20 protein-coding genes and 2 pseudogenes are annotated in these 22,969 nt (G+C 65.0%); 10 read left to right on the top strand and 12 right to left on the bottom strand.

Annotated elements, in window-relative coordinates:
- The first annotated feature begins 117 nt into the window (after window positions 1-117).
- The 3 genes from ABZN20_RS20015 (at window position 118) to ABZN20_RS20005 (ending at window position 2,274) form a co-directional block, all read left to right on the top strand.
- Complete coding sequence (locus ABZN20_RS20015) at window positions 118-1,518, top strand: TolC family outer membrane protein (RefSeq protein ID WP_367026370.1); 1,401 nt, start codon at window positions 118-120, stop codon at window positions 1,516-1,518.
- A gap of 178 nt (window positions 1,519-1,696) precedes the next feature.
- The gene (locus tag ABZN20_RS20010; RefSeq protein ID WP_218806106.1) at window positions 1,697-1,954 is read left to right on the top strand and encodes a type II toxin-antitoxin system Phd/YefM family antitoxin; all 258 of its coding nucleotides are present in this window, start codon (window positions 1,697-1,699) and stop codon (window positions 1,952-1,954) included.
- Window positions 1,942-2,274, top strand: a complete 333-nt coding sequence (locus tag ABZN20_RS20005) for a type II toxin-antitoxin system RelE/ParE family toxin (protein ID WP_367026369.1) — start codon at window positions 1,942-1,944, stop codon at window positions 2,272-2,274. The genes ABZN20_RS20010 and ABZN20_RS20005 overlap by 13 nt, the downstream gene beginning before the upstream one ends.
- Before the next feature lie 49 nt (window positions 2,275-2,323).
- On the opposite strand, the gene murI is transcribed toward ABZN20_RS20005, so the two are convergent.
- Genes murI through ABZN20_RS19990 form a run of 3 tightly spaced genes read right to left on the bottom strand, consistent with a single transcriptional unit; the run spans window position 2,324 to window position 5,427 of the window.
- Window positions 2,324-3,142, bottom strand: a complete 819-nt coding sequence (gene murI, locus ABZN20_RS20000; RefSeq protein ID WP_367026368.1) for a glutamate racemase — start codon at window positions 3,140-3,142, stop codon at window positions 2,324-2,326.
- 20 nt (window positions 3,143-3,162) lie between these two features.
- The gene (locus ABZN20_RS19995; protein WP_218806103.1) at window positions 3,163-4,227 is read right to left on the bottom strand and encodes an AI-2E family transporter; all 1,065 of its coding nucleotides are present in this window, start codon (window positions 4,225-4,227) and stop codon (window positions 3,163-3,165) included.
- Between the two features lie 24 nt (window positions 4,228-4,251).
- Complete coding sequence (locus ABZN20_RS19990; RefSeq protein ID WP_367026366.1) at window positions 4,252-5,427, bottom strand: pyridoxal phosphate-dependent aminotransferase; 1,176 nt, start codon at window positions 5,425-5,427, stop codon at window positions 4,252-4,254.
- Window positions 5,428-5,586: 159 nt separating this feature from the next.
- Here ABZN20_RS19990 and ABZN20_RS19985 point away from each other — a divergent pair, with 159 nt between their 5' ends.
- The 4 genes from ABZN20_RS19985 to sufT are packed head-to-tail and all read left to right on the top strand — an operon-like array spanning window position 5,587 to window position 8,961.
- Window positions 5,587-6,903: a TRZ/ATZ family hydrolase gene (locus ABZN20_RS19985; protein WP_367026365.1), complete on the top strand. Its 1,317-nt coding sequence runs from the start codon at window positions 5,587-5,589 to the stop codon at window positions 6,901-6,903.
- A gap of 13 nt (window positions 6,904-6,916) precedes the next feature.
- Window positions 6,917-7,642, top strand: a complete 726-nt coding sequence (gene ubiG, locus ABZN20_RS19980) for a bifunctional 2-polyprenyl-6-hydroxyphenol methylase/3-demethylubiquinol 3-O-methyltransferase UbiG (protein ID WP_218806100.1) — start codon at window positions 6,917-6,919, stop codon at window positions 7,640-7,642.
- Window positions 7,643-7,655: 13 nt separating this feature from the next.
- Window positions 7,656-8,426, top strand: coding sequence for an SDR family NAD(P)-dependent oxidoreductase (locus ABZN20_RS19975; protein ID WP_367026364.1), 771 nt, complete (start codon window positions 7,656-7,658; stop codon window positions 8,424-8,426).
- Complete coding sequence (gene sufT, locus ABZN20_RS19970; protein WP_218806098.1) at window positions 8,413-8,961, top strand: putative Fe-S cluster assembly protein SufT; 549 nt, start codon at window positions 8,413-8,415, stop codon at window positions 8,959-8,961. Before ABZN20_RS19975 ends, sufT begins: the two co-directional genes overlap by 14 nt.
- A gap of 152 nt (window positions 8,962-9,113) precedes the next feature.
- Here the strand turns inward: sufT and ABZN20_RS19965 are convergent, their stop codons facing one another.
- From ABZN20_RS19965 to ABZN20_RS19940, 6 genes are read right to left on the bottom strand one after another with little or no spacing between them, the layout of a single operon-like run.
- Window positions 9,114-9,485: a YkvA family protein gene (locus ABZN20_RS19965; RefSeq protein ID WP_218806097.1), complete on the bottom strand. Its 372-nt coding sequence runs from the start codon at window positions 9,483-9,485 to the stop codon at window positions 9,114-9,116.
- A gap of 14 nt (window positions 9,486-9,499) precedes the next feature.
- The gene (locus ABZN20_RS19960; protein WP_367026363.1) at window positions 9,500-11,119 is read right to left on the bottom strand and encodes an ABC transporter ATP-binding protein; all 1,620 of its coding nucleotides are present in this window, start codon (window positions 11,117-11,119) and stop codon (window positions 9,500-9,502) included.
- Window positions 11,116-11,958: a phosphoserine phosphatase SerB gene (serB, locus tag ABZN20_RS19955; RefSeq protein ID WP_367026362.1), complete on the bottom strand. Its 843-nt coding sequence runs from the start codon at window positions 11,956-11,958 to the stop codon at window positions 11,116-11,118. The genes ABZN20_RS19960 and serB overlap by 4 nt, the downstream gene beginning before the upstream one ends.
- 10 nt (window positions 11,959-11,968) lie before the next feature.
- Entirely contained in the window at window positions 11,969-13,357 is a 1,389-nt protein-coding gene (locus ABZN20_RS19950) for an ABC transporter permease (protein WP_367026361.1), read from the bottom strand.
- Complete coding sequence (locus ABZN20_RS19945; protein WP_218806093.1) at window positions 13,357-14,334, bottom strand: ABC transporter permease; 978 nt, start codon at window positions 14,332-14,334, stop codon at window positions 13,357-13,359. Before ABZN20_RS19945 ends, ABZN20_RS19950 begins: the two co-directional genes overlap by 1 nt.
- On the bottom strand, window positions 14,331-16,496 hold the full coding sequence (locus tag ABZN20_RS19940) for an ABC transporter substrate-binding protein (RefSeq protein WP_218806092.1): 2,166 nt from the start codon (window positions 16,494-16,496) through the stop codon (window positions 14,331-14,333). The genes ABZN20_RS19945 and ABZN20_RS19940 overlap by 4 nt, the downstream gene beginning before the upstream one ends.
- Window positions 16,497-16,624: 128 nt before the next feature.
- On the opposite strand from ABZN20_RS19940, the gene ABZN20_RS19935 reads away from it, so the two are divergent.
- Both ABZN20_RS19935 and ABZN20_RS19930 read left to right on the top strand, forming a co-directional pair.
- Window positions 16,625-17,407, top strand: coding sequence for an enoyl-ACP reductase FabI (locus ABZN20_RS19935; protein WP_218806091.1), 783 nt, complete (start codon window positions 16,625-16,627; stop codon window positions 17,405-17,407).
- 329 nt (window positions 17,408-17,736) lie between these two features.
- Window positions 17,737-18,696, top strand: a pseudogene (locus tag ABZN20_RS19930) (ISAzo13 family transposase); the annotation flags it as partial.
- Window positions 18,697-18,872: 176 nt separating this feature from the next.
- On the opposite strand, the pseudogene ABZN20_RS19925 reads toward ABZN20_RS19930, so the two are convergent.
- The 3 genes and pseudogenes from ABZN20_RS19925 to ABZN20_RS19915 form a co-directional block, all read right to left on the bottom strand.
- Window positions 18,873-19,268: pseudogene (locus ABZN20_RS19925) on the bottom strand (transposase); the annotation flags it as partial.
- A complete protein-coding gene (locus ABZN20_RS19920; RefSeq protein WP_367025156.1) occupies window positions 19,169-20,224 on the bottom strand; it encodes a transposase in 1,056 nt (351 codons plus the stop codon). The pseudogene ABZN20_RS19925 and the gene ABZN20_RS19920, both read right to left, overlap by 100 nt.
- Before the next feature lie 329 nt (window positions 20,225-20,553).
- The gene (locus tag ABZN20_RS19915) at window positions 20,554-21,945 is read right to left on the bottom strand and encodes an IS1380 family transposase (RefSeq protein ID WP_367025178.1); all 1,392 of its coding nucleotides are present in this window, start codon (window positions 21,943-21,945) and stop codon (window positions 20,554-20,556) included.
- Window positions 21,946-22,070: 125 nt separating this feature from the next.
- On the opposite strand from ABZN20_RS19915, the gene ABZN20_RS19910 reads away from it, so the two are divergent.
- A complete protein-coding gene (locus ABZN20_RS19910; protein ID WP_367026378.1) occupies window positions 22,071-22,952 on the top strand; it encodes a ribonuclease T2 family protein in 882 nt (293 codons plus the stop codon).
- The last annotated feature ends 17 nt before the right edge of the window (window positions 22,953-22,969 follow it).

Here is a 22,969-nt window from a genome sequence, read left to right as displayed (position 1 = left end):
CGCACCATGAGGTAGCGAGATGGTAGATAATCCCTAAAGACACGCAGGCCGAAGCGGCCCGACAGCCAGACCGTTCGGTCACTGGCCGCGCATTCCGATCTCCTCCACTCATGCTGCATGAACAAACCCGCGTTTGCCGCTTTGCTTCTGTCATTGTCCGCTCCGCCCGCCCCCGCCGTCGATCTGCTCGGCGTGTTCGATCTCGCGCTGCAATACGATCCCCGTCTGCATGCGGCGCAGGCCCAGCGCGACGCGGCACTGGAGAACAAGCCCCAGGCCGTGGCCCGGCTGCTGCCGACGGTGTCCGCCACCACCGGCCTGACCCGCCAGATGGTGCAGACCGGCGACTCGCCCATCCTGGTGTTCAACGCCAAGAAGAACGTCGGTTTCTGGCTGGCGACCGGTATCGTGCAACTGGTGCAGCCGATCTACCAACACGACCTGTGGGTGCGGCTGGCCCAGGCCGACAATGCGGTGGCCGAGGCCGAGGCGTTATACGCGGCGGAACTGCAGAACGTGATGCTGCGGGTGACTCAGACCTATTTCGACGTGCTGTACAAAGAGGCATCGCTGGAGTTCGCCAGAGCCGAGCTGGAGTCGATCAACCGGGAGCTGGAGCAGGCCAACGCCCGCTTCGAGGTGGGACTGTCGGCGGTGACCGACGTGAACGAGGCGCAGGCCGCGGCGGACCGGGCGCGGGCGGGCGTCATCATCGCCGAGAACGAGCTGAACAACGCGAGGGAGTATCTGCGCCAGATCGTGGGTGACGATCCGGGTGAGCTGGAACCCCTGAAGCTCGAAGTGCCGTTGGAGGATCCGATGCCGGACGACATCGACCGCTGGAACGACACCGCCCAGCAGAGCGCGCTGGCCATCATCGCGGCGACCAACCGGGCCGACCGGGCCAAACAGGAAATCGAGGTGCAGTTCGCCGGGCATTACCCGTCGATCAACTTGATCGCCGACGCCCAGTTCTACGACAACGACCGCCCACCCCGCCCCAACCGCTACCAGCAGCAGGACGTGGGGATGCAGATCAACGTGCCGCTGTTCGCAGGCGGCAGCGTCAACTCCAAGGTACGCCAGGCACGCTTCGGCTTCGAAGCCGCCACCCAGCAGGTGGACCAGGAACGCCGCGCGGTCCGCACCAAGGTGAAGAACGCCTATCGAGCCATCCGTTCCGCCATCGGCCAGGCCAAAGCCTTCAAGACCGCGATCAAGTCCTCGGAAAGCGCGCTGGAGGCCGCCATCTCCGGCATGGAGGTCGGCACCCGCACCATGACGGACGTGCTGTTCGTACAGCGCCAGTACTACGAAAACAAGCGCGACTTCGCCCTGGCCCTGCGCGACTACATCGTCAACAGCGTGGCGCTCAAGGAGGCCGCCAGCGTGATGCAGCGCGAGGACCTGGACCGGATCAACGGCTGGCTGCAGGCGCAATCCGCCGTACCGCCGAAGGACAAGACCGACGCCCCCGCCACACGGCCAAAACTCAAGACAGGCCGCAAGGCCGGCTAGAGCGCGGCTGCCGGTTCCAAAGCCCGAGCTTAGGAACCAAACCTGGAAACCCGGGCCTCCCATCACCCTAGCCACGCCGCTTCGATTGGGCGTCATGCATCGGCCGCAGCGGGGCTCAGGAGCCGCATAGGCTAGGACAGGACTTGCGCCTCAAAATGTTCCACTTTAGTATCACTACATGCGTACTGAACTCGTGACCACTCTCAAGCGCCAAGCCACCGAGCTGCTATCCCGGCTAGCCCGTGATCGTGAACCGATCCTGATCACGCAACATGGCGTGCCGGCGGCGTATCTGGTGGATGTTGAAACTTTCGAGACTCTTCAACGGCGGATGGTTCTACTCGAGGGCATTGCGCGAGGCGAGAGAGCCATTGAGGAAGGACGTACCCTTACCCAGGCCGAGGCGAAGCAACGCATGGCCAGATGGCTGAAGTAATCTGGACCGAACCAGCTCTCGGTGATCTGGATGCCATTGCCGATTACATTGCCTTAGACAACCCAGAAGCGGCGCGAAGCCTCGTCCAGAGAGTTTTTGAGCATGTTGATCATCTGGAAAGACATCCTCAGCTCGGCTCGAAGCCGCCGGAACTCAAGGGGTGGGGTTGCCGTCAGATCGTGGAACCACCCTGCCGAATCTTCTATCGCGAGGATTCGGGCCATGTGTTCATTCTTCATGTCATGCGGGCCGAGCGCCTTCTGAAGCCCGAACTGCTTGCGACTCGAGATAAGGAAACGGGTGGGACAAACCCGTTTTAGGCGGCGATCCTCCTTCGTGGGTTTGTGCCTAATCCTCAGCGCAAGCCCCCTACACGCCCGAAGCGGCGAAATCTGCCGGCAGACGCTGCACGCGATGTGCGGCGGCCCATAGCACAGCAATGGAACGGCCCGTTACGTCTTCCGAACCGCTGCTCCAGAACTGTTCGGCACCCGGGCCGGTCCGCCGCGCCAGCAGCCGGTCTACTTCGAGGCGGCACCGGAGATGGCGCGCGACGGCAGTGCCGGTTTCGACGATGCGCACTTCGGGCCCGGCGATGTCGGCGATGAGATCGCACAGGAAAGGATAATGCGTACAGCCCAGCACCAGGGTGTCGGCGCCGCGCTCCAGCACCGGCTGCGTATACCTGTAGACCAGCGCACGCGTCGCGGGGCTTGCCAGTTCGCCCCGCTCGACCTGCTCGACCCAGCCGGGGCAGGCCTGGGCGATCACTTCCACCGCCTCGCCGGTCCGGTCCACCAGGTCGCGGAACTTGGCGCTCTTCAACGTGCCCTCGGTCGCCAGCACGCCGACGATGCGTGATTTCGACAGCGCGATCGCAGGCTTGATGCCCGGCTCCATGCCGATGACGGGGACGTTGAATTCGGCCCGTAGCGCTGCGATCGCCGCCGCCGTTGCGGTGTTGCAGGCCACGACGATGGCTTTAGCGCCCCGGCCCAGCAGAAACCTTCCGACCGCCAGCGCCCGCCGTTCGATGTACTCCGCGGGCTTGCTGCCGTACGGCAGGTGCCCCGAATCGGCGACATACAGCAGGTTTTCGTGCGGAAGCGCGGCGCGTATCTCCCGCAGCACCGAGAGTCCGCCCACTCCCGAGTCGAAGACGCCGATGGGACCGTCGCAGCCGGCCAAACCTGGAAGCTCCGCGCCGATCAGTCTTGGGACAGGCGCGCCTCGTCGTTCCAGTCGCGCCACAGCGAAATGAGTATGGCCATCACGGTGGGCCCGATGAAGAGGCCGACGAAGCCCATCGCCTCGACGCCGCCGAAAATGCCCAGCAAGGTGGGCAGGAAGGGAATGTTGGCGGCGCCGCCGATCAAGGCCGGCCGCACGTAGTTGTCCGCGATGAGGGTCACGATGAACCCGTACACCGCGAGTACGATGCCGGCTGCGGCATGCCCCTGGACGATCAGATAGATCGAAGCGGCGCCGAACACCAGCTTGGCGGCGAACGGCACCAGCGCGACGACAGCCGTCAGGGTGCCGAGCAGGACCGGCTGGCTGAGGCCCACGGCCCAGTAGCCGATCCCGAGAATGACCCCCTTGCCGATGCCGACCAGCAGCATGCCGTTGACCGTGCCGCGCACGGCGGTGACGGCATGCCGCGCATAGCGGGCACCGGCTGAGCCGAACAGGCTCACGGAACGGCCGAGAATCTGTTGTCCCAAACCGTGCCCGTCGCGGAAAATGAAAAACAGCGCGAGCAGCGTGATGAAACCGGACATGAAGCGGTGCAGCACCTGGGCCGCGAGATCGCGGGTATAGGTGAACACCGTCCCCATTCCCAGCGCATTGAGCGCATTCTTGATCGTTTCGGGGTTACCGAAAGTCTCGCTCCAGGTTTCCTGTACCCAGTCCCCGACCCAGGGCAACTGGCTCAGCCACTCCGGCGCGCCGATGCCGGAACTCTGCACCTTGACCAGCAGGCGGTGGAGCATCTGCACCTCGTGACCGAGCACCACGACGCCGAAAGTCGCGGGAATCATCAGCAAGACCATCATCAGCAGGGTCATGCCCAGCGGCAGCCAGCCGGCGCGCGCGCCGCGAGGCGCACGTTGATAGAGATGCTCGTACCAGGGCCAGACGGCGAAAGCCAACACCGCCGCCCAGGCGATGGGCATGATGAAACCGTGAAGCACCCAAAGGCCCGCCGCCAACAGCAGCAACACCGCCAGGCCGGCCGGTTTGATAATCGTCAGAAAATGGGAAGAGGTCATCGTGATTAGGTTTCTTATGTGTTCTTATCGGCCGTCCATGATCGTTCGCAGGCCGTGCACCAGGCGGCCTATGCCTTCCTCCGCGGTCGCCGGCAGAAGCGCGCCGTAGGCGATCCGCAGGTAACAGCCGCCGTCGAGGCCGAAGGCGGTGCCGGGGATCACCGCCACGCCGAATTCGCGGATCAGGCGCTCGGCCAGGGCAAAGGCATCGCCGCCGCGCTCGATGCGGACGAGGACGTAGAACGCGCCTTGGGCTTCCGGCACACGGCAGCGCTCCCCCAGTCCGGCCAGTGCATCGAGAACGATGCGCCGCACCCGCGCAGTCGTCGCCAGCTTTTCCCGGCAATACGCCGACCCGGTTTCCATGGCTCCGACTGCCGCGTGCTGGGAAACCAGGGGCGCGCAGATCAGGTTGGTGTCCTGCACCTTGAGCACGGCCGGTTCCAGCGCCCGCGGGATCAGCATGTAGCCGATGCGCCAACTGGCGAAGCCGTAGGCCTTGGACAGAGAATACAGGGAAATCGTGTGGCCGGCGGAATCCGGCAAGGAAGCCGGCGAGAAATGGCGCGCACCATCGTAGACGAAGTACTCGTAAGTTTCGTCGGTAACGTGGAACAATCCCCGCTCCCGGCACAGCGCATTGACCGCCCGCAAGGCGGCCTCCGGGTAGACCGCGCCGGACGGATTGTTGGGCGAGACCGTGACGACGACACGGGTGCGCGGCGTGATGGCGCGTTCCAGGCGGTCCAGATCGAGCTGGAACCGATCGTCGGTCGGCAGCTGGACCGGCGTGCAACCCAGCATGCGGACTGCCATTTCCTGGTTGAAATAGTAAGGGCTCGGCAGGATGATCTCATCGCCCGCATCGGCGATGGCGAACAGCGCGTTCAGAAATCCCATGTTGGCGCCCGCCGTCACCAGCACCGTGCGGCCAGAGAGGGAAATGCCGTTCTCCCGCTCGAGCTTTTCGCGCATCAGCGCCCGCAGCTCCGGCAGCCCTTCCACAGGGCCGTAGCGGTGCTGGCCCGGCCCCTCGCCGAATTCCCGCATCCGCTCCAGCGCCCGCCGCGGCGGCCCGTACCAGGCCACGCCCTGCCCCAGCGAAATGACGCCGGGGTGCTCGCGGATCATCGCGGCGATGACCGGAATGATCGGCGCCTGCACCGCGCGCATCCGCCCGCTCACGGGATTGCTCATCATGGAAAGACCGTCGAACCGAAAAAATCTTCCCATTCTAGCGTCCCGCGGGACATTTACGCTCGCGCCGTGAGCCGCTGAAGTCTCTCCACCCCGAACCGGTACGCCACTCCGCCGGCTATACGGCGTGACAAAGCCAAGCGAAATGGTCAGAATTATCCGATGATTATCGACACTTTGATCACCGCGCGCTGGATCATCCCCGTCGAGCCCGACGGCGTCACGCTCGAACACCATGCCCTGGCCATCGACCGCGGCCGCATCGCCGACCTCCTCCCCACCACCGAAGCGCTGGTCAAATACCAGCCGCGGCGGATCGAACGGCTGGAGCATCACGTCCTGATCCCCGGCCTGGTCAACGCCCACACCCATGCCGCCATGACCCTGCTGCGCGGCGTCGCCGACGACCTGCCGCTGATGCAATGGCTGCAGGAGCACATCTGGCCGCTGGAGCAGAAATGGATCGGCGAAGCCTTCGTCCGCGACGGCGTGCAACTGGCGATGGCGGAGATGATCCGCGGAGGCATTACCTGCTTCAACGACATGTACTTCTTCCCCGAAGTGGTGGCGCGCGAAGCGGTGCGGGCCGGCATGCGGGCGGCGGTGGGCATGATCGTGGTGGATTTCCCCACCGCCTGGGCCGCCGACGCGGACGAATATCTCCGCAAAGGCCTGGCCCTGCGCGACGACTACCGCCACGAACCGCTGATCGCCACGGTGTTCGCGCCGCACGCGCCCTACACCGTGAGCGACGAACCGCTGGCCCGGATCCGTACTTGGTCCGAGGAGCTGGACTGCCCGGTGCACATCCATCTCCACGAGACCGCCGACGAAATCCACCGGAGCGGACAGCAGTACGGCATGCGCCCGCTCAAACGGCTGGATCAGCTCGGCCTGGTCGGGCCGCACCTGATCGGCGTCCACATGACCCAGCTGGAAGACGGCGAGATCGCACGCCTGGCCGAAGCCGGCGCCAGCGTGGTGCACTGCCCCGAATCCAACCTGAAGCTGGCCAGCGGCTTCTGCCCCGCCGCCAAGCTCCTGGCGGCAGGCGTCAACGTCGCGCTCGGCACCGATGGCGCGGCCAGCAACAACGATCTGGACTTGCTCGGCGAAGCCCGCACCGCCGCGCTGCTGGCCAAGGCGGTAGCCAATGACGCCACCGCCCTCCCCGCCCACCAGGCCCTGCGGATGGCGACGCTGAACGGCGCGGCGGCTTTAGGATTGGCGGTGGAAACCGGCTCGCTGACGATCGGCAAATCCGCCGACGTGGTCGCCATCGGGCTGGAGCACATCGAATCGCTGCCGATCTACAACCCGGTGTCCGACCTGGTCTACGCCGCCGGCCGCCAGCAGGTCACCGACGTCTGGGTGGCGGGGCGTCAACTGCTGAAAAAGCGCGATCTGCTGACCCTGGACGCCGCGGAAATCCGCGAGAAGACGCAGATCTGGCACGATAAACTGATCCATCATTCCTGACCGGTCGAGACCCATGGCAACCGACAACGTCCACATCGGCGAAATCGAGAAATTCGGCTCCCACGCCCACCGCTGGTGGGACCCGGACGGCGAGCTGAAGACCCTGCACGCCGTCAATCCCCTGCGGATGCAGTTCATCCAGGCGCACACTTCGCTGACCGGCCGCAAGGCGGTCGATGTGGGCTGCGGCGGCGGCATCCTCACCGAGGCCCTCGCCAAGGCCGGCGCGGATGCCTTGGGAATCGACCTCAGTGAGGACCTGCTGAACACCGCGGAGGAACACGGCCGGGAATCCGGCCTGACCGTGGCCTACCGGCAGATCGGCGCCGAGGCGCTCGCGGACTCGCAGCCCGGTGAATTCGACGTGGTGACCTGCATGGAAATGCTGGAGCACGTGCCGGAACCGGCATCGGTGGTCGCCGCCTGCGCGAGGCTGGCCAAACCCGGCGGGACCGTTTTCTTTTCCACCCTGAACCGCAACCTCAAGGCCTATCTCCTGGCCATCGTCGGCGCGGAATACCTGCTGCGCATGATCCCCAAGGGCACCCACGACTTCAGCAGCTTCATCCGTCCCTCCGAACTGAGCCGCTGGGCGCGCGACCGCGGCCTGGACCTCGCCGGCATGGAAGGCATCGGCTACAACCCCATCACCGGCCAGTTCCACCTGACATCCGACATCGGCGTCAATTACCTGGCCGCATTCCGCAAGCCCGGTGCGGAGAACGCCGGGGGCTGTTGAACGGCTGCCCGCGATGATGACCGCTGACCCCACGCTCGAAGGCCGCATCGTCCTGATCACCGGCGCCGGTGGCGATCTCGGCGCCGTCGCCGCCGAAGCCTGCGCCGGCGCCGGCGCGACGGTGATCCTGCTGGGCCGTACCCTCACCCGGCTGGAAGCCACCTACGACCGCATCGTCCGCCAGGGCGGCCCGGAACCGCTCCTGGCTCCGCTGGACCTGGCCGCCGCCACGCCCGAAGAACTGTCGGCCATCGCCGGCTCGGTCGAATCCCGGCTCGGCGCACTGCACGGGCTGATCCATTGCGCCGCGCACATGGATTACCTGGGCCCCTTGCGCGATGTCGGCGACGCCCAGTGGCGTGACGCGCTCGACGTCAACCTGACCGGCGCGTTCCGCCTGACCCGGACCCTGCTGCCCCTGCTGACGCGATCGGAAGCCGCCGCCGTGGTCTTCGTCACCGACAGCGAAGCCGAGCGCCGGCGCAGCTACTGGGGGCCTTACGCCGTCGCCAAAGCCGGGCTGGAAGCCTTCGCGCTCGTCCTCGCGGACGAATACGACGGCGCCGGCACGCTCAGGGTCAACCTGCTCACGCCCGGCCCGGTCCGCACGCGCCTGCGGCGCAAGGCCTTTCCAGCCGAGACCGCCCCCGGCCCGGCGGCGCTCGCCCCCTGTTTCGTCGACTTGATGCGCAGCGACAGCCCCTACGCCAACGGCGAACGGATTGCCCCCGCCGCGGTCGAACCATCCGTCATCGAGGAGGAAATTCAGCATGTACGGACGTGAAGACATCGTCCTGCGGCGGGATGTCAATGCGGTCCAGATTCCCGACGGCACCCCTTGTGTGCTGCCGCAAGGCCATGTCGTCAGCCTGTTCCAGTCGCTGGGCGGCAACTTCACGGTCACCACCGAGCGCGGCTACATGGCGCGGATCGCCGGCGCCGACGCCGACGCGCTGGGCAAGGAACCGCCCATCATGCCCGGCATCAGCCCCGACGCGGACGCCGAATCGGTGGAAAAGAACGTGTGGGAAGTCCTGCGCACCGTGTACGACCCGGAGATTCCGGTCAACATCGTCGACCTGGGGCTGGTCTATGCCTGCCGGGTCATCCCGGACGGCGCGAGCGGCTTCAAGGTCGAAATCGTCATGACCCTCACCGCTCCCGGCTGCGGCATGGGGCCCGTGTTGCAAAGCGACGTGGAGCACCTGGTGAAGAACCTCCCCGCCGTGACCGCCGTCGAGGTCAGTGTCGTGTTCGACCCGCCGTGGGGCCGCGACATGATGTCGGAAGTCGCGAAGCTGCAGCTCGGGATGCTTTGAGCGTTTGGCGATCCCCACCACCTGCGACAAAACGATCCTGGCGAATTTTTCCGGCGCCTTGTGGGGGTGTTTTCTAAGCGTTTGATTGATCGTTCCCACTCTGGAGCGTGGGAACGATCAACTGTGGGAGCGGCTCCGCCGCGACACAACGATCAATAAGCCCACAGCAGACCCAGCACCACGAGCGCCACCCAGATGCCCACGATCACGAAGCCGGCGGCACGGCTCACCGGCCTGCCGTTCGCCGCCATCTCCATAGCCTTGGCCCGGCATTCCGCCAGCACCGCCGGCGGCACCAGCCTGACCGCCAACAGGATGCCTAAGGGGATCAGCACCAGGTCGTCCAGATAACCGAGGATTGGTACGAAATCCGGGATCAGGTCGATCGGGCTGAAGGCATACGCCACGATGCCCGCGACCAGCAGCTTCGCGTACCAAGGAGTCGCCGGATGGCGCGCGGCCAGATAGAGCGCGAAGGTTTCCGCCTTGAGGCGGCGGGCTTGGGATTTGAGGCTGGCCAACATGGATGACAGCAGGTTTACGAGGCTTTGCGCAGCCCCGGCAATGCGTCGAGCAAGGACCGGGTGTACGGATGCTCTGGCCGCAGCAGCACCTGTTCGGTCGGGCCGGTTTCGACGATTTGGCCGCGGTACATGACGGCGACCCGGTGAGCGATGTCGGCGACCACGCCGAGATCGTGGGTGATGAAGAGATAACTGAGCTTCTCCCTCTCCCGGAGTTCCTTGAGCAGGGCCAAAATCTGCACCTGGACCGAGACGTCCAGCGCGCTGGTCGGCTCGTCGCAAACGATGAGGCGCGGTTCGACCGCCAGCGCTCTGGCAATACAGATGCGCTGGCGCTGGCCGCCGGAGAATTCGTGCGGGTAGCGCAACCGGCTTTCCGGGCTCAGGCCGACCGATTCCAGCAGGGATTCCACCCGCGCCCGGCGCTGCCCGGCGCTCATCTCCGGCTTCACCGCCTTCATCCCTTCTTCGATGATGTCGCCCACGATCATGCGGGGATTCATCGCGGCATAAGGGTCCTGAAACACGATCTGCATGGCCCGGCACAGCGCCCGGCGCTGCTCGCCGCCAGCAGCCGTGATGTCGGTACCGTCGAATTCCACCTTCCCGCCGGAGGTCTCGATCAGGTTGAGGATGCCCTTGCCCAGGGTGGTCTTGCCGCAGCCGGATTCGCCCACCAGCGCCAGCGTTTCGCCCGGCTGGAGCCGGAACGACACGCGGTCCACGGCCCGCACATGGTCGACCACGCGCTGGAACAGGCCCTTGCGGACGGGATAGTGCACCTTGAAGTCGCGGACTTCGAGCAGCGGACGGCCGTCCGCCACCGGTTCACGCCCGATGCAATGGCTCAGCCTGGGCAGGGCTTCGAGCAACTGACGGCTGTAGGGATGCCGGGGCTGCCGGAAGAAATCGTCACGGCCGGCCTCCTCGACGATCAGGCCGTTGCGCATCACCGCGATGCGGTCGGCCAGGTCGTGCACGATGCCGAGATCGTGGGTGATGAGCCACAGCGCCATGCCGGTCTCCCGCTGCAGGCGCTTGAGCAGTTCGAGGATCTGCGCCTGCACGGTCACGTCCAGCGCCGTGGTCGGCTCGTCGGCGATCAGGAGGTCCGGCTCGCCCGCCAAAGCAATGGCGATCATCACGCGCTGGCGCATGCCGCCGGAAAGCTGGTGCGGATATTCGCCGAAATGCCGGTCGGGCCGAGGCAGACCGACCAGACCGAGCAGTTCGATCACCCTGGCTTTCAGCGCGCCGCCGTTGAGCCGTTTGTGCAGCCGCAGCACTTCGCCGACCTGCTGGCCGATGCTCATGACCGGATTGAGCGAGCTCTGCGGGTCCTGGAAGACGATACCGATACGCCTGCCCCGCACCGAGCTCATCGCCATCTCGGGCAGGGCGAACAGGTTGCGGCCCTTGAGGGTCACCTTGCCGTCGAGAATCCGTCCGTTCTGCGGCAACAGGCGCAGCACGGAGAGCGCCGTCACCGACTTACCGGAACCGGATTCGCCGACCAGAGCGAAGGTTTCGCCCCGTTCGATGGCGAAGGACACGCCGCCGACGGCCTTGGTCATCTGCCCGCCCTGGACGAAGCCGGCCTTGAGGTTCTCGACCTGCAGCAGCGGGCCGCTCATCGCGTGTCCTCCAGAAAATCGGCGACGGCGGCCAGGTCGGCGTATTCGATCACCGCGTCGGCGACAGCCCGCAGCGCCGGTTTGGGATGGTAGCCGACGCCCAATCCCGCGACGCCGAGCAGCCGGGCGTCGTTGGCCCCGTCGCCCAGGCCGATGGAGGCCGCCGGGGCAAGCCCCAGCCGCCCGCACAGGCTGAGGAGAAAGCCGGCCTTCTCCGCCCCACCGCAGATCGGCCCTTCGATGCGGCCGGTCAGGAAGCCGCCGCGCGATTCCAGCCGGTTGGCGAGGGCGAAGTCCAGACCGAGCCCGTCCTTCAGCCGGTCGACGAAGAAGTCGAAGCCGCCCGAGACCAGGGCGATGCGGACGCCGCGCCGGCGGCAAGCGGCGACCAGCGCCTCCGCCCCCGGATTCAGCCCGACCTTCTCGTCGTAGACCGCTTCCAGCACCGAGACTGGCAGCCCTTCCAGCAGCGCGACCCGCCGCTGCAAGGACTGGGCGAAGTCCAGCTCGCCGTTCATCGCGGCTTCGGTGATCGCCGCCACCGCCTGGCGCTGGCCGGCGCGGTCGGCGATTTCGTCGATGCATTCGATGGCGATCAGGGTGGAATCCATGTCGGTGACCAGCAAGCCGACGGCGGCGCCGTCGAAGCCCTGCGGCAGCGGATTGACGTCCAGGCGGAGCGATGCCCGCAGCGCCTCGGCGGCTTCACGTTCCGCCGGCCGCTCGTGGCGCAGCAGCCAGTGGGTATCCCGCGGTTCGAGACGGCCGGGGATCGCCGCCAGGATGCTCGCGGCCTCGGCATCGGCAAGGCGGGCGGTATGGATCAGGGTTCGGTACACCAAGACTCCTTTAGTCGGCACGGCGCGGATCGAAAGCATCGCGCACCGCGTCGGCGAACAGATTGGCCGCCAGCACCAGGGCGAACATGAAGGCGAAGGCGGCGGTGAGCGACCACCACACCGGCGGCTCGCGGGCCATTTCCAGGCGGGCGCTGTTGATCATGTTGCCCCAGGAATCGGTGGTCGGGTCGACACCGATGTTGACATAGGACAACACGGCCTCGGCCAGCACCAGCGAGCTGAAATCGAGCGCCACCGAGATCAGCACGATGTGGAACACGTTGGGAAAAACGTGGCGCAGCAGGATCGTCCCCCGCCGCACGCCCAGCGCTTGCGCGGCTTGGACGTATTCCATCTCGCGCAGCTTGAGGGTCTCGCCGCGCAGCAGCCGGCACAGCCCGGTCCAGCTCGTGATCCCGAGGATCAGGCACAGAAACATCAGGCGCAGATCGGCGCGCAGCGCCAGGCTGGCGAATTCCTCCTCGTGCTTGGCCATGTAGACCTGGGTGAGCAGGATCACCGCCGCGATCAGCAATACGCTGGGAATCGAGTTCAGGGTGGTATAGACGTACTGGATCAGGTCGTCGACCCAGCCGCGGAAATAGCCGGCGAGTATGCCGAGCAACAGTGAGAGCGGCAGGGTCACGAAGGTGGTGAGGGTGCCGATCAGGATGCCGGTGCGGATGCTCTTGAGTGCCTGGTAGAGCACGTCCTCGCCCACCTTGTCGGTGCCGAACACGTGGTATTTGAGTGCCAGTTCGCCCAGCACCCCGCCGACGACGCACAGCGCGACGACGGTGCCCAGGATGGCGCGCCAGGGGATCTCGCTCTGGCCCGACAGCACCTCGCCGCCGACCAGGGACAGCGGCAGCTCCCGCGCTCTTGCGATCAGCAGCACTGCCCCGAAGCACAGAATCGCGCCCAGGCCCATTCCCCCGGCCGCTCCCTTGAAACCGGTCCGCAGCACGTCTCCCAACCGACCCCGTGCAGGATCCTTCAAATGGGCGCCGCCGAACTTGAGGCGCGGATAGTCCCAGCGCGTACTGCCGTCGGCCAGGCGCAGGCTTTCCCTGGCATAGCCCCGGACCGCCAGCGGCGCCGAATAGGTCTTCTCGACCCGTGTCCGCAACGGCGTCAAACACCAGTCCAGCACGCTGACCGGCTCGGTTTTGTACTGGGCTCCGCCCCCTCCGTCGCGCGGAAGGAAATGAATCGAATCGAGCACGGCGATGAAGAGATAGGCCACCAGGATCACCGCGGAAATCATCGCGCTGCGGCTGCGGGCGACCTTGCGCCACGGCCGGCGCAGATGCTCATGGTGACGGGTCTGCCAGATCAGCCCACCCAGCATGGCGAGCAGCAGCAGAAATAAGGCGTCGGTCCAGAACAGGGTCAGCATCAGTCGAGGCGCACGCGCGGGTCGGCCAGGGTGTAGGAAATGTCGGTCAGCACCAATCCCAAGATGTACAGCGCCGAGCCCAGGAACACCATGGCGCGGACGATGGCGAAATCCTGCTGGGCGATGGCGTCGATGGTGTAGCTGCCCAGGCCCGGAATGGCGAAGAACGATTCGGTGATGAGGCTGCCGATGAACAGCGAAGGCAGGATGACCACGACGCCGGTGAGGATCGGGATCAGCGCGTTTCGCAGAACGTGGGTGAACAGCACCAGGGTTTCCGAGAGCCCCTTGGCGCGGGCGGTGCGGACATAGTCGCGTTCGACCTCCTCCAGGAACAGCGTGCGATACCAGCGCACGCCGGGACCGATGCCCGCCACCACGCTGATGAGCACCGGCAGGACCAGGAACTTGACGGCGTTCCAGCCGCCGTCATAGCCGGAGATCGGCACCAGCAGCAGGAGCTTGCCCAATACGAACTGGCCACCGATGATGTAGAACAGCGAGGAAATCGAAAGCAGCGCCACGCACACCGCGACGCCCCAGAATTCCAGGTAGGTCAGGCGGAAGAACACGAGCCCCACCGCCAGCGTGATGTGGACCAGGAGTCCGAAGATCAGGGCGGGCACGGCGAAGGCCAGCGAAGGCCAGGCCCGCTGGGCGATGTCCGCGCCGATGTCGCGCCCGTTGTCGGAGCGGCCGAAGCGGAACAGGAACAGCCCCACCGATTTCTGAAAGAAGATGGTTTCGGTCAGTTTGGCCGTACCTTCGGCCCCGCCGTTCCAGAGCTGCGGCAGATCGTAGCCGCGTTCGTGCTTCCATTTTTCGATCGCCTCCTGGGTCACGTGCTTCTGGCCCAGATGCATGCGCGCCATGTCGTCGGGGCTGTTGACCACGAAGAACAGCACGAAGGTGAGGACGTTGACCCCGAGCAGCAAGGGCAGCGCGTACAGCGTGCGGCGGATGAGATACGCCGTCATAGCGCCGAGGCCCTCTGCCGCCGGCGATAACTGCGGTAGGCCGGAATGACAGCGGCCAGCAGCAGCGTAAGCCCCCCCAGCAGCGGCCACCAGACCGGCCGGTTCCACTCGGCGCGGCGGGCCGCGCGCTGCCAGGCGTCGATCTTCATGTACTTGAGCTTGTTGTTGGCCATCAGGTTGGGCTTGAGGTTGCCGTACCAGGCATGATGCAGCGAGAACCCCTTGGGATGCAGCCCGAAGATCCAAGGGGCATCGTGCCGGACCTTTTCCTGCAGGGCCTCGATCAGCGCCAGACGTTCCGGACCGTCGTCCAGGTTGCGCATCCGCTCGAACAGCCGGTCGAATTCCTCGCTGACATAGTTCGAGGCATTTTCGCCGCCGTTCGGCACCTTGGCGTTGCGCCCGTACAGCAGGAAGAAGAAGTTCTCCGGATCGGGGTAATCGGCATTCCAGCCCCACTGGTAGATCTGGGCATTGCCCGCCGCCATCTTCTGCTGGAACTGGTTGTAGTCGGTGGCACGGAACACCAGCTGCACGCCGAGCTTCTCCAGTTGCTTGCGGTACCAGGCCAGCAGCGGCTTGTCGTCCGCCCCATGGGTGGAAAGATCGAGATACAGCACCAGGGGCTTGCCGGTCGCGGCGTCGACGCCGTTGGGATAGCCCGCCTCGGCGAGCAGACGGCGGGCGGTTTCGACGCTTTTGCGCTGGGGCGCCCCGTCCACCCAGTCGTAGACGTAAGGATTGATCCCCTTCTCGCCTTCCTGGTAGCCGTAGATGCCGGGTGGCAGCACGCCCTGAGCCGGCACCCCCCGGCCGTTCATGAAGATCGAGATGAATTCCTCGTAATCCATGGCGATGCTGAGCGCCCGGCGCAGCTTGCAATGCGCCTCGTCCAGCCCGCCGACCACGGGGTCGCGCAGGTTGAATCCCAGGTAGTAATCGGAAGCCGCCACGGAAGTCTCCAGCCGGATGCCCTTCTCCAGCATTTCCGGCGTCAGTTCCGGACCGCCCGAGCTACCGAACTGCACGGCCTGGTCGAAGTTGTCCGAAGCGATGCCGGAATAATCGTAATAGCCCTGCAGGAATTTGTTCCAATAGGGGATCGTTTCCTTCTCCAGGTTCATCACCAGCCGGTCGACCAGCGGCAGCAGCCTGCCCGCATCGGCCAGCAGACCGTTCGGCCCGTCCTCGAGATCGCCCTCCGCCGGATAACGGTCCTCGTGGAAGTACGGATTGCGCTCCAGCACCATGCGGCGGTTGGGGTTGTTCTCCGCCAGCAGATAAGGACCCGACCCCACTGGATACCAGTCCAGGGTGATGTTCTTCTCGATCAGCCCAGGCTGGGCATAGAAGGCGTCGACCTCCCAGGGCATCGGGGCGAAGAAGGTCATCGCCAACCAGAAGCGGAACTGCGGGTACTTGCCGTTCAGACGGATGATCAGCCGGTGCGGGTCGGGAACCTGGACGCCTTCCAGGGCATACCGCCGCAGATCGAAGAAGCGCCCCTTGGCTGCCGCGAAATAGTCGCGCTCCAGGGTATCGCCCAACGTCTTGAAGCCGACGATGTGCTCCTTCATCAACTCGGCGATCGGCGAATGCAGCGCCGGATGCAGCAGACGCCTGATCTGATAGGCGTAGTCATCCGCCGTCAGCTCGCGCGTGCCGGTTTCGGGGAAATCCGCCAAGGTCCGGATGCCGGCGAGCTGCTCGGAGTTCAGATGGTGATAGAGATACTCTCCCCCCGCGCCGCGGGCGAAGGCCGGATGCGGCTGGAAACGGATGCCGCGTTTCAGGCGGAAGTCGTACTCGCTGTAGGCGATGGCCGAATCCGGCGCGCCGGGCGGCAGCACCTTGCCGCTGGCGTCGAGATAGCGGATCTCCGGCAAAGCCTCGGCGGTCGCCGGCTCCAGGGCATAAGGGCGCTTGAGGTAGTGGTACTGCAGCAGCGGCTCGTAAATCTGGCCGATGATGAGACTTTCGTCGGAGCTGTAGGCACGCACCGGGTCGAGGTGCTTGGGGCGCTCCGAAAACGAGGAATACAGGATGTTGCGCTCGGCATCGGCCGCCGGGTATGGGCTGTTGAGCGGCCCCTCGCAGCCCCCCAGCCCCAAGGCCGCGAACAGCGTCAGGTAAAGCCCGAGTTGGTTCGATCCGATACTCACAGTCCGAGCCCATGAAAAAGGTGGGCAATTATACGCGAACCCTGCGGACACGATAGCGCTGGACAGCCCTTGGACCCTTGGCGATACTCTGCGCCTTTCCAAGAACCCCATCCCGAAGGAGCATCCCCATGGGCTTCATGCAAGACAAGCGCGTACTCATCGTCGGCGTCGCCAGCAACCGTTCGATCGCCTGGGGCATCGCCGAAGCGATGAAGGCGCAGGGCGCGGAGATCGCTTTCACCTACCAGAATGAGAAGCTCAAGGAACGCGTGGAAAAGCTGGCCGCCGAATGCGGCTCCTCCATCGTCCTGCCTTGCGACGTTTCCGATGACGCCGAAATCGAGCAGTTGTTCGCCGATCTAGGCAAGCACTGGGACGGCCTCGACTGCATCGTCCACTCGGTGGCCTTCGCCCCCCGCGAAGCCTTGGAAGGCTCCTACATCGACTCCGTCACCCGCGAGAACTTCCGCATCGCCCACGACGTCAGCTCCTACAGCTTCGCCGCCCTGGCCAAGGCCGGCCGGGCGATGATGGCCGGCCGCAACGGCTCGTTACTTACCCTGTCGTACCTGGGCGCCGAACGCGCCGTCCCCAACTACAACGTCATGGGCGTCGCCAAGGCCAGTCTGGAAGCCAACGTCCGCTACCTGGCCTATTCCCTGGGACCGGAAGGCACCCGGGTGAACGCCGTCTCCGCCGGCGCCATCCGGACGCTGGCCGCCTCCGGCATCGCCAACTTCCGGGAAATGCTGGCGAAAGCCGAACAGGCCTCCCCGCTGCGCAGGAACGTCACCATCGAAGAAGTCGGCAACGCCGCCGCCTTCCTCTGCTCGGACCTCGCCTCCGGCATCACCGGCGAGATTCTCTATGTGGATGCCGGCTACAACTTCGTCGGCTTGTCGAGTTTTTGAGCCCACAGGTGGGGCCGTAAATCGGCTCCACCGAATTCACCATCCCTTTGCGTGTCTATTCTTGCCTCGATACAGTCATGTTTCGGGCAGCACTCGCATGGGACAGGACAGACCAAACTCGCCTGCTAACCGACATTCCAAGGGAACCTGGACGAACGTCCCGTCGCGGAAGCTCAGGGCCGGCTCATTTTCCGGCAACCACCACTGCGGTCCCTCTCGTGGGAATCGCCGAATGTTCTCCACCGAACGCTGGCGACTTCCAAGCTCAGCGCTTAGGAGCCTAGCAGAAATAACTTGAACAGTGAGCGGTCTGTGCCTACGCTTTGTGCATGGACGCCACCAAGGTGATTGAGGAAAAATTTCTGGCGCTTTCCGGCCGTCTGGACGAAGCAACGCTGCGGTTGTGGGCAGCGGTTGAGGCGCTTACCCTCGGCCATGGGGGCGTCAGTACCGTAGCGAGCGCGGTGGGTTTGTCGCGCACGACGATCTATGCCGGTCTGCGCGAGCTCGCTATGGCGCCATCCGGTGGCGAGCCAGTCACGGCGAGGATGGGCCGTGTTCGGGCCAAGGGTGGTGGGCGCAAGAAGCTGACGGCCAAAGACCCAACGCTGTTGCGCGACCTGGATGCGTTGGTCGAACCGACGACGCGTGGGGACCCGCAGTCGCCGTTGCGTTGGACCTGCAAGAGTACGCCGCGTTTGGCCAAGGAATTGGTGGCCCAAGGTCATCAGGTGAGCCAGCGCACCGTGTGTGATTTGCTGGCGCAGTTGGACTACAGTCTGCAAGCGACCCGGAAGATTCACGAAGGGGGTCAGCAGGCCGATCGTGATGCGCAGTTCAGCCACATTGCCGCGACGGCGGCGCAGTATCAGGCGGCGGGCGATCCGGTGGTCTCGGTTGATACCAAAAAGAAAGAACTGGTCGGGGACTTCAAGAATGGCGGGCGCGAATGGCAGCCGAAAGGTCGGCCGGAGGGCGTACGCGTCTACGACTTCATCGATCCGCAACTGGGTAAAGTCGCGCCCTATGGCGTGTATGACGTGGGCGCCAACCAGGGCTGGGTCAGTGTTGGGATCACCCACGACACGGCGGCATTTGCGGTTGAGAGTATCCGCCGGTGGTGGCGCGAGATGGGCCAGCCACTCTATCCGGCCGCGCGTCGCCTGCTGATCACCGCCGACTGCGGCGGCAGTAACGGCTATCGTGTGCGGCTCTGGAAGGTTGAGCTGCAGCAACTGGCCGACGAACTGGGGATGGTGATCCAGGTCTGTCACTTTCCGCCCGGCACTAGGAGTCTGTCGGACTATGGATTTACTCGGGTCGGGATTCTTGGAATCGAGAATTTTTCGGGGGCATTGGCGGGGTAGTCACCAGCGTTTCGCGTCGATAACTAGACCAAGATGTGCCCCGCCTCCCCCATGGCGGCGCTATTGGTGTGTAACGCTTGGTTTTTACGTGAAGCCTGTCACGCTGCCGCCAACACGTGCATCCGCCTCAGATTGAACGCCATCGCCACCAGCTTCCATTCTCCGGCCACTGCCTCCAAGCCGCGCAGAGAGAACTGGCGGAATCCCAAGACCTGTTTGATGATGCCGAACACCGGCTCCACCGTGGATTTGCGCTTGGCGTAGCGGGCCTTCCCTGCCTTCGTTTTGAGTTTCCAGGCCATCTTCTCCACGGGATCGGTGGTTTCCGGTTCCGGGGCATCCGGAGCCAGGCGTTCCGCCAGCGGCACGTGATGGCTGTCCCGTCCCATCGCGATCAGCGGTTCGATCTGCTGTTCGCAGCAGGCGTGCACGTTGCCGGCGCTGAAGTAGCCCGTGTCGGCCAGCAGGGCTTCGGGCTTCCCCAGGCTTCCGGCAGCTTCTCGATCTCGGCCAGCATCGGTTCGACCTGCTGCTTGTCGTTGGTCTGCTGACTGACGGTGGTGGCGACGATCAACATCGTCTCCACATCCACCGCAGCCTGGCTGTTATAGCCCTGGAGGAAACCCGCGTGGCTCGGCATGATGCGGGATTCCTCGTCGGTCAGATTGATCTGGTCGCTGGCCTTCGGCCCGGTTTCCGGCGGCTTCGGCTCCTGCCCACGTGGCTTCTTGCCCGCCTGCCGCTGGCCTTCGCGACGGGCTACCTTGGCTTCATAGTCCTGCTGCGCCCGGGCATCGCGCTCCGCGACCCGCTCCACGATCTTGGCCTTCGCCTCCGCCAGGGCCTTCAGCCGATCCTGCCGCCGCGCCAACTCCTCTGGCAGGTCGATGCCGTCCGGCTCCTCCGCCCCGTCGGCCTCCGCCGCCTTCTGCAACAAGGCCTGCACCTCCTCCCGCAACTGCGCTTCCAACTTCTCGATGTGGCCATGAGACAAGGCCTTGTGCTTGGAGGCGTTGGCCTTAATCTTGGTCCCGTCCAGGGAAATCTGCCCGAGCCTCACCAGCTTCATCGCCTGCGCCAGGCTCAAGACCTGAACGAACAGGTCCTCCAGCTCCCCCAGAAAGGTCTTGCGAAAGTGGGCCAGGGTGTCATGATCGGGATGGGTTTCCGCCGACAGAAAGCGGAAGGCCACCGAATCGTAGGTGGCCCGCTCAATCTTGCGGCTGGAGAACACCCCGGTGGCATAACCATAAACCAGCAGGGCCAGTAGTACCGACGGATGGTGCGCCGCCGACCCGCGCCCCGAGTAGCGGCTCGTCAGTCGACTTAAATCCAGCTGATCGATGACCTCGACGAGGAACCGTGCCAGGTGGTTGGCTGGCAGCCATTCGTCAACCGAGGGCGGTAGCAGATACTGCTGGTGGCGATTGACGGGGATGAAGCGGCTCATCGGGTCTCACCTTGTCGCGATCTATCCGGAATAGGCCGCTATGTTAACGGAAACAGCGGACTTCCGCCCCTCCAATCCGGTTCGAACCAGAACCGGAAAGTCCGACAGACTCCTAGCCCGGATGTTTCATAAAAATGCCCCCTGCGCCCGATAGCTTGGCCAGCTGCCTATTTTTTCAGTCCACCGAACTGACCTACGCCCCCCATGAGGCATGGGCAGCCCCTCGACCTGCCTCTTTTCGCGGGGGTGGTGGCCGGAATCCAGACACTGGACGCAATCAACCCTCCGAGTCCTGCCGGATCCTCCTCGGTTGAGGGTGACGGCGCGCTTCAGGCCATGGCCGGTGGTCGGACGAGATAGAGTATCTCGGTGACCCGGTGCAACAGCGCCTTCACCGGACAGGCGCTCGGCAAGTGCAACTTGATCCGGTCCTTGTACTGCACCACCCGCACCGCCAGCTTGAACAGCTTCAGGATGAGGGTCATGGGCTGCGCCTTGGCCAGTTCGGTGTGGCACAGGGTGTGCTCCCGCAGGCTGTGGATCAGGCTGTAGGCGGCACAGGCATAGAACAGGCGCAGGTGGTTGGCGAGGAAGGCATGGTCGGCGGTGCGATCACTGGCCAGATCGTTCTTCACCGCCTTGATGAAGTTCTCGTCCTGGCCGCGTGCGCAGTACAGATCCCGGTACAGCGCCTCCGGCGTCGGGTCGGCGAGCGAGGTCACGACGAAGCGCGGGTTGTCCCCCAGGCCCATGACCTCGGCCTTGAGCACCACCCGATAGGCCTTGGGCCAGGAACCGGCCTGGTAGGCCACCTCGTCATACAAACGGGTCGCCGCCGGCTCGGGCTGTTCGGCGCGGCGAGCGAAATCACAGCGTTGCGCATGCAAGGCGCGCGTCTTGGCAAGCAGCGGCTCGGCCTTGGGCGTCAGCACCTGGTTGCCGGCCAGGCCGAAGAGGAAATCCATCCGTGCATCGGCTTCGCACAGGGCCATCAACTCCGGGTTGGCGAAATGGCCATCCCCGCGCAGGACGAGGTGGGTATCCGGCCAGGCCTGGCGCAGGCGGCGCACGACCCGCTGGAGGATGGCGGCGTTCTCGCGCCCGGTGGGGCGTTTGCCGGGCCGCAGCACGGCGGTGATGAACTTGCCGGAGAGGCCCTCGAACAAGAACAGCGGCAGATAGCAGTGGCTGCCGTAGTGGTGATTGTAGAAGGCCAGTTCCTGCTGCCCGTGGGTGCGGTCTTCGGAGTGGTCCATGTCCAAGACGATGACCGCGGGCGGGGTGGTGTAGCTGGCGATGAAGGCATCGACGAAGGCGCGGGCCAGGCGGTAGATGTCCTTGCGGGAGACTCCGTTCTCCAAGCGCGAGAAGGTGGGGCCGGAAGCCAGGGCGTTGTCGGCATCCAACGGCGCCCGCTCGGCCGCCAGCTTGAACACGGGATCGTGGCGCAGGCTGTTGGCGTCGTTGCCGTCGGCATAGCCGCAGGCGGTCTGGAAGATGCGCTGACGCAGGAGGTCGGCCAAGCTGTGGGCGATGTAGGAAGGGTGCCGGCGATCCTGAATGGCCGAGGCCAGACGGGCGATCAATCCGGTCTGCCGATCCACGCCCTGCAGGAGGAGGGCGCCGAAGTCGCTGGACACCGCGCCGCCTTCGAAGTCGGCACGGACGGTGAAGCCGGCGACGGTGGGAAAACGGAGCTGGGTCGGGATAGAATCACTCATTGGGCGGTCTCGTTTAGGCTTCGTACGAAGCGTTATTGGCGCAACTCCAATTATATCAATTGGTTAAGCGAGATTCGCCCACTTTCTTGAAATATCCGGGCTAGAAAAAGTTCAGGCACATTGGCTTGCTCAAACCTCCAATGATCTGCAGGATCTGGTTCACCTTCGTCCTGTCCGTCGGACTTGCACACGCCGCTCGGCCCGCAACCGCGCAAACCACGTTCACTGCAGACCGCGATTGCCCGGCCTACGTCTCGAAAAACAAGCAGACCAACCCGGACGGCGTCCGCGTCGCTGCGGGAAAGGCTTATCCGGTGATCGAGACCAACAAGCCGGATGGCGCCGGGTGGTACAGGCTCCGCCTGCCCGCGGCCAATCCGCCCGAGCGCTGGGTGAGCCGGGACTGCGGCCGGCTGGAGCCGGACACGACAGCCGAACCGGCCATGGAACGATGCGATCTTGCGGGGCAGGCGGACGCTTACGTGCTGGCGCTGAGCTGGCAGCCGGCCTTCTGCGAGCTCAAGCCCGACAATCCGGAATGCCGCGTCGCCGATCCGGCGGCCTACCCCGCCCGCAATTTCAGCCTCCACGGGCTGTGGCCGAACAAGTCGGGCTGCGGGACGGGCTACGGCTTCTGCGGGGAGGTGAAGCAGTCCAGGCGCGACTTCTGCGACTATCCCCCCGTCGCCCTCGAGCCTGCCGGGAAGGCCGCGCTGGCCGAGGTCATGCCAGGATCCGCATCCTGCCTGGAGCGCCACGAATGGCATAAGCACGGCACCTGTCAGACCGCGATGTCGAGCGATGCCTATTTTGCTCTGGCCGCCGACCTGACCCGACAGTTCAACGGTTCCGGTATCGCCGAGTTTGCCACGGTCCGTATCGGGCGGACGGTGCGCACGGAGGATTTTCTCGCTAGGAGTCTGTCGGACTTTCCGGTTCTGGTTCGAACCGGATTGGAGGGGCGGAAGTCCGCTGTTTCCGTTAACATAGCGGCCTATTCCGGATAGATCGCGACAAGGTGAGA

Origin of the sequence: Methylococcus sp. ANG, from assembly GCF_040730495.1 — a bacterium.
Lineage (GTDB): Bacteria > Pseudomonadota > Gammaproteobacteria > Methylococcales > Methylococcaceae > Methylococcus.
This window is presented reverse-complemented; position numbering and strand designations above follow the sequence as displayed.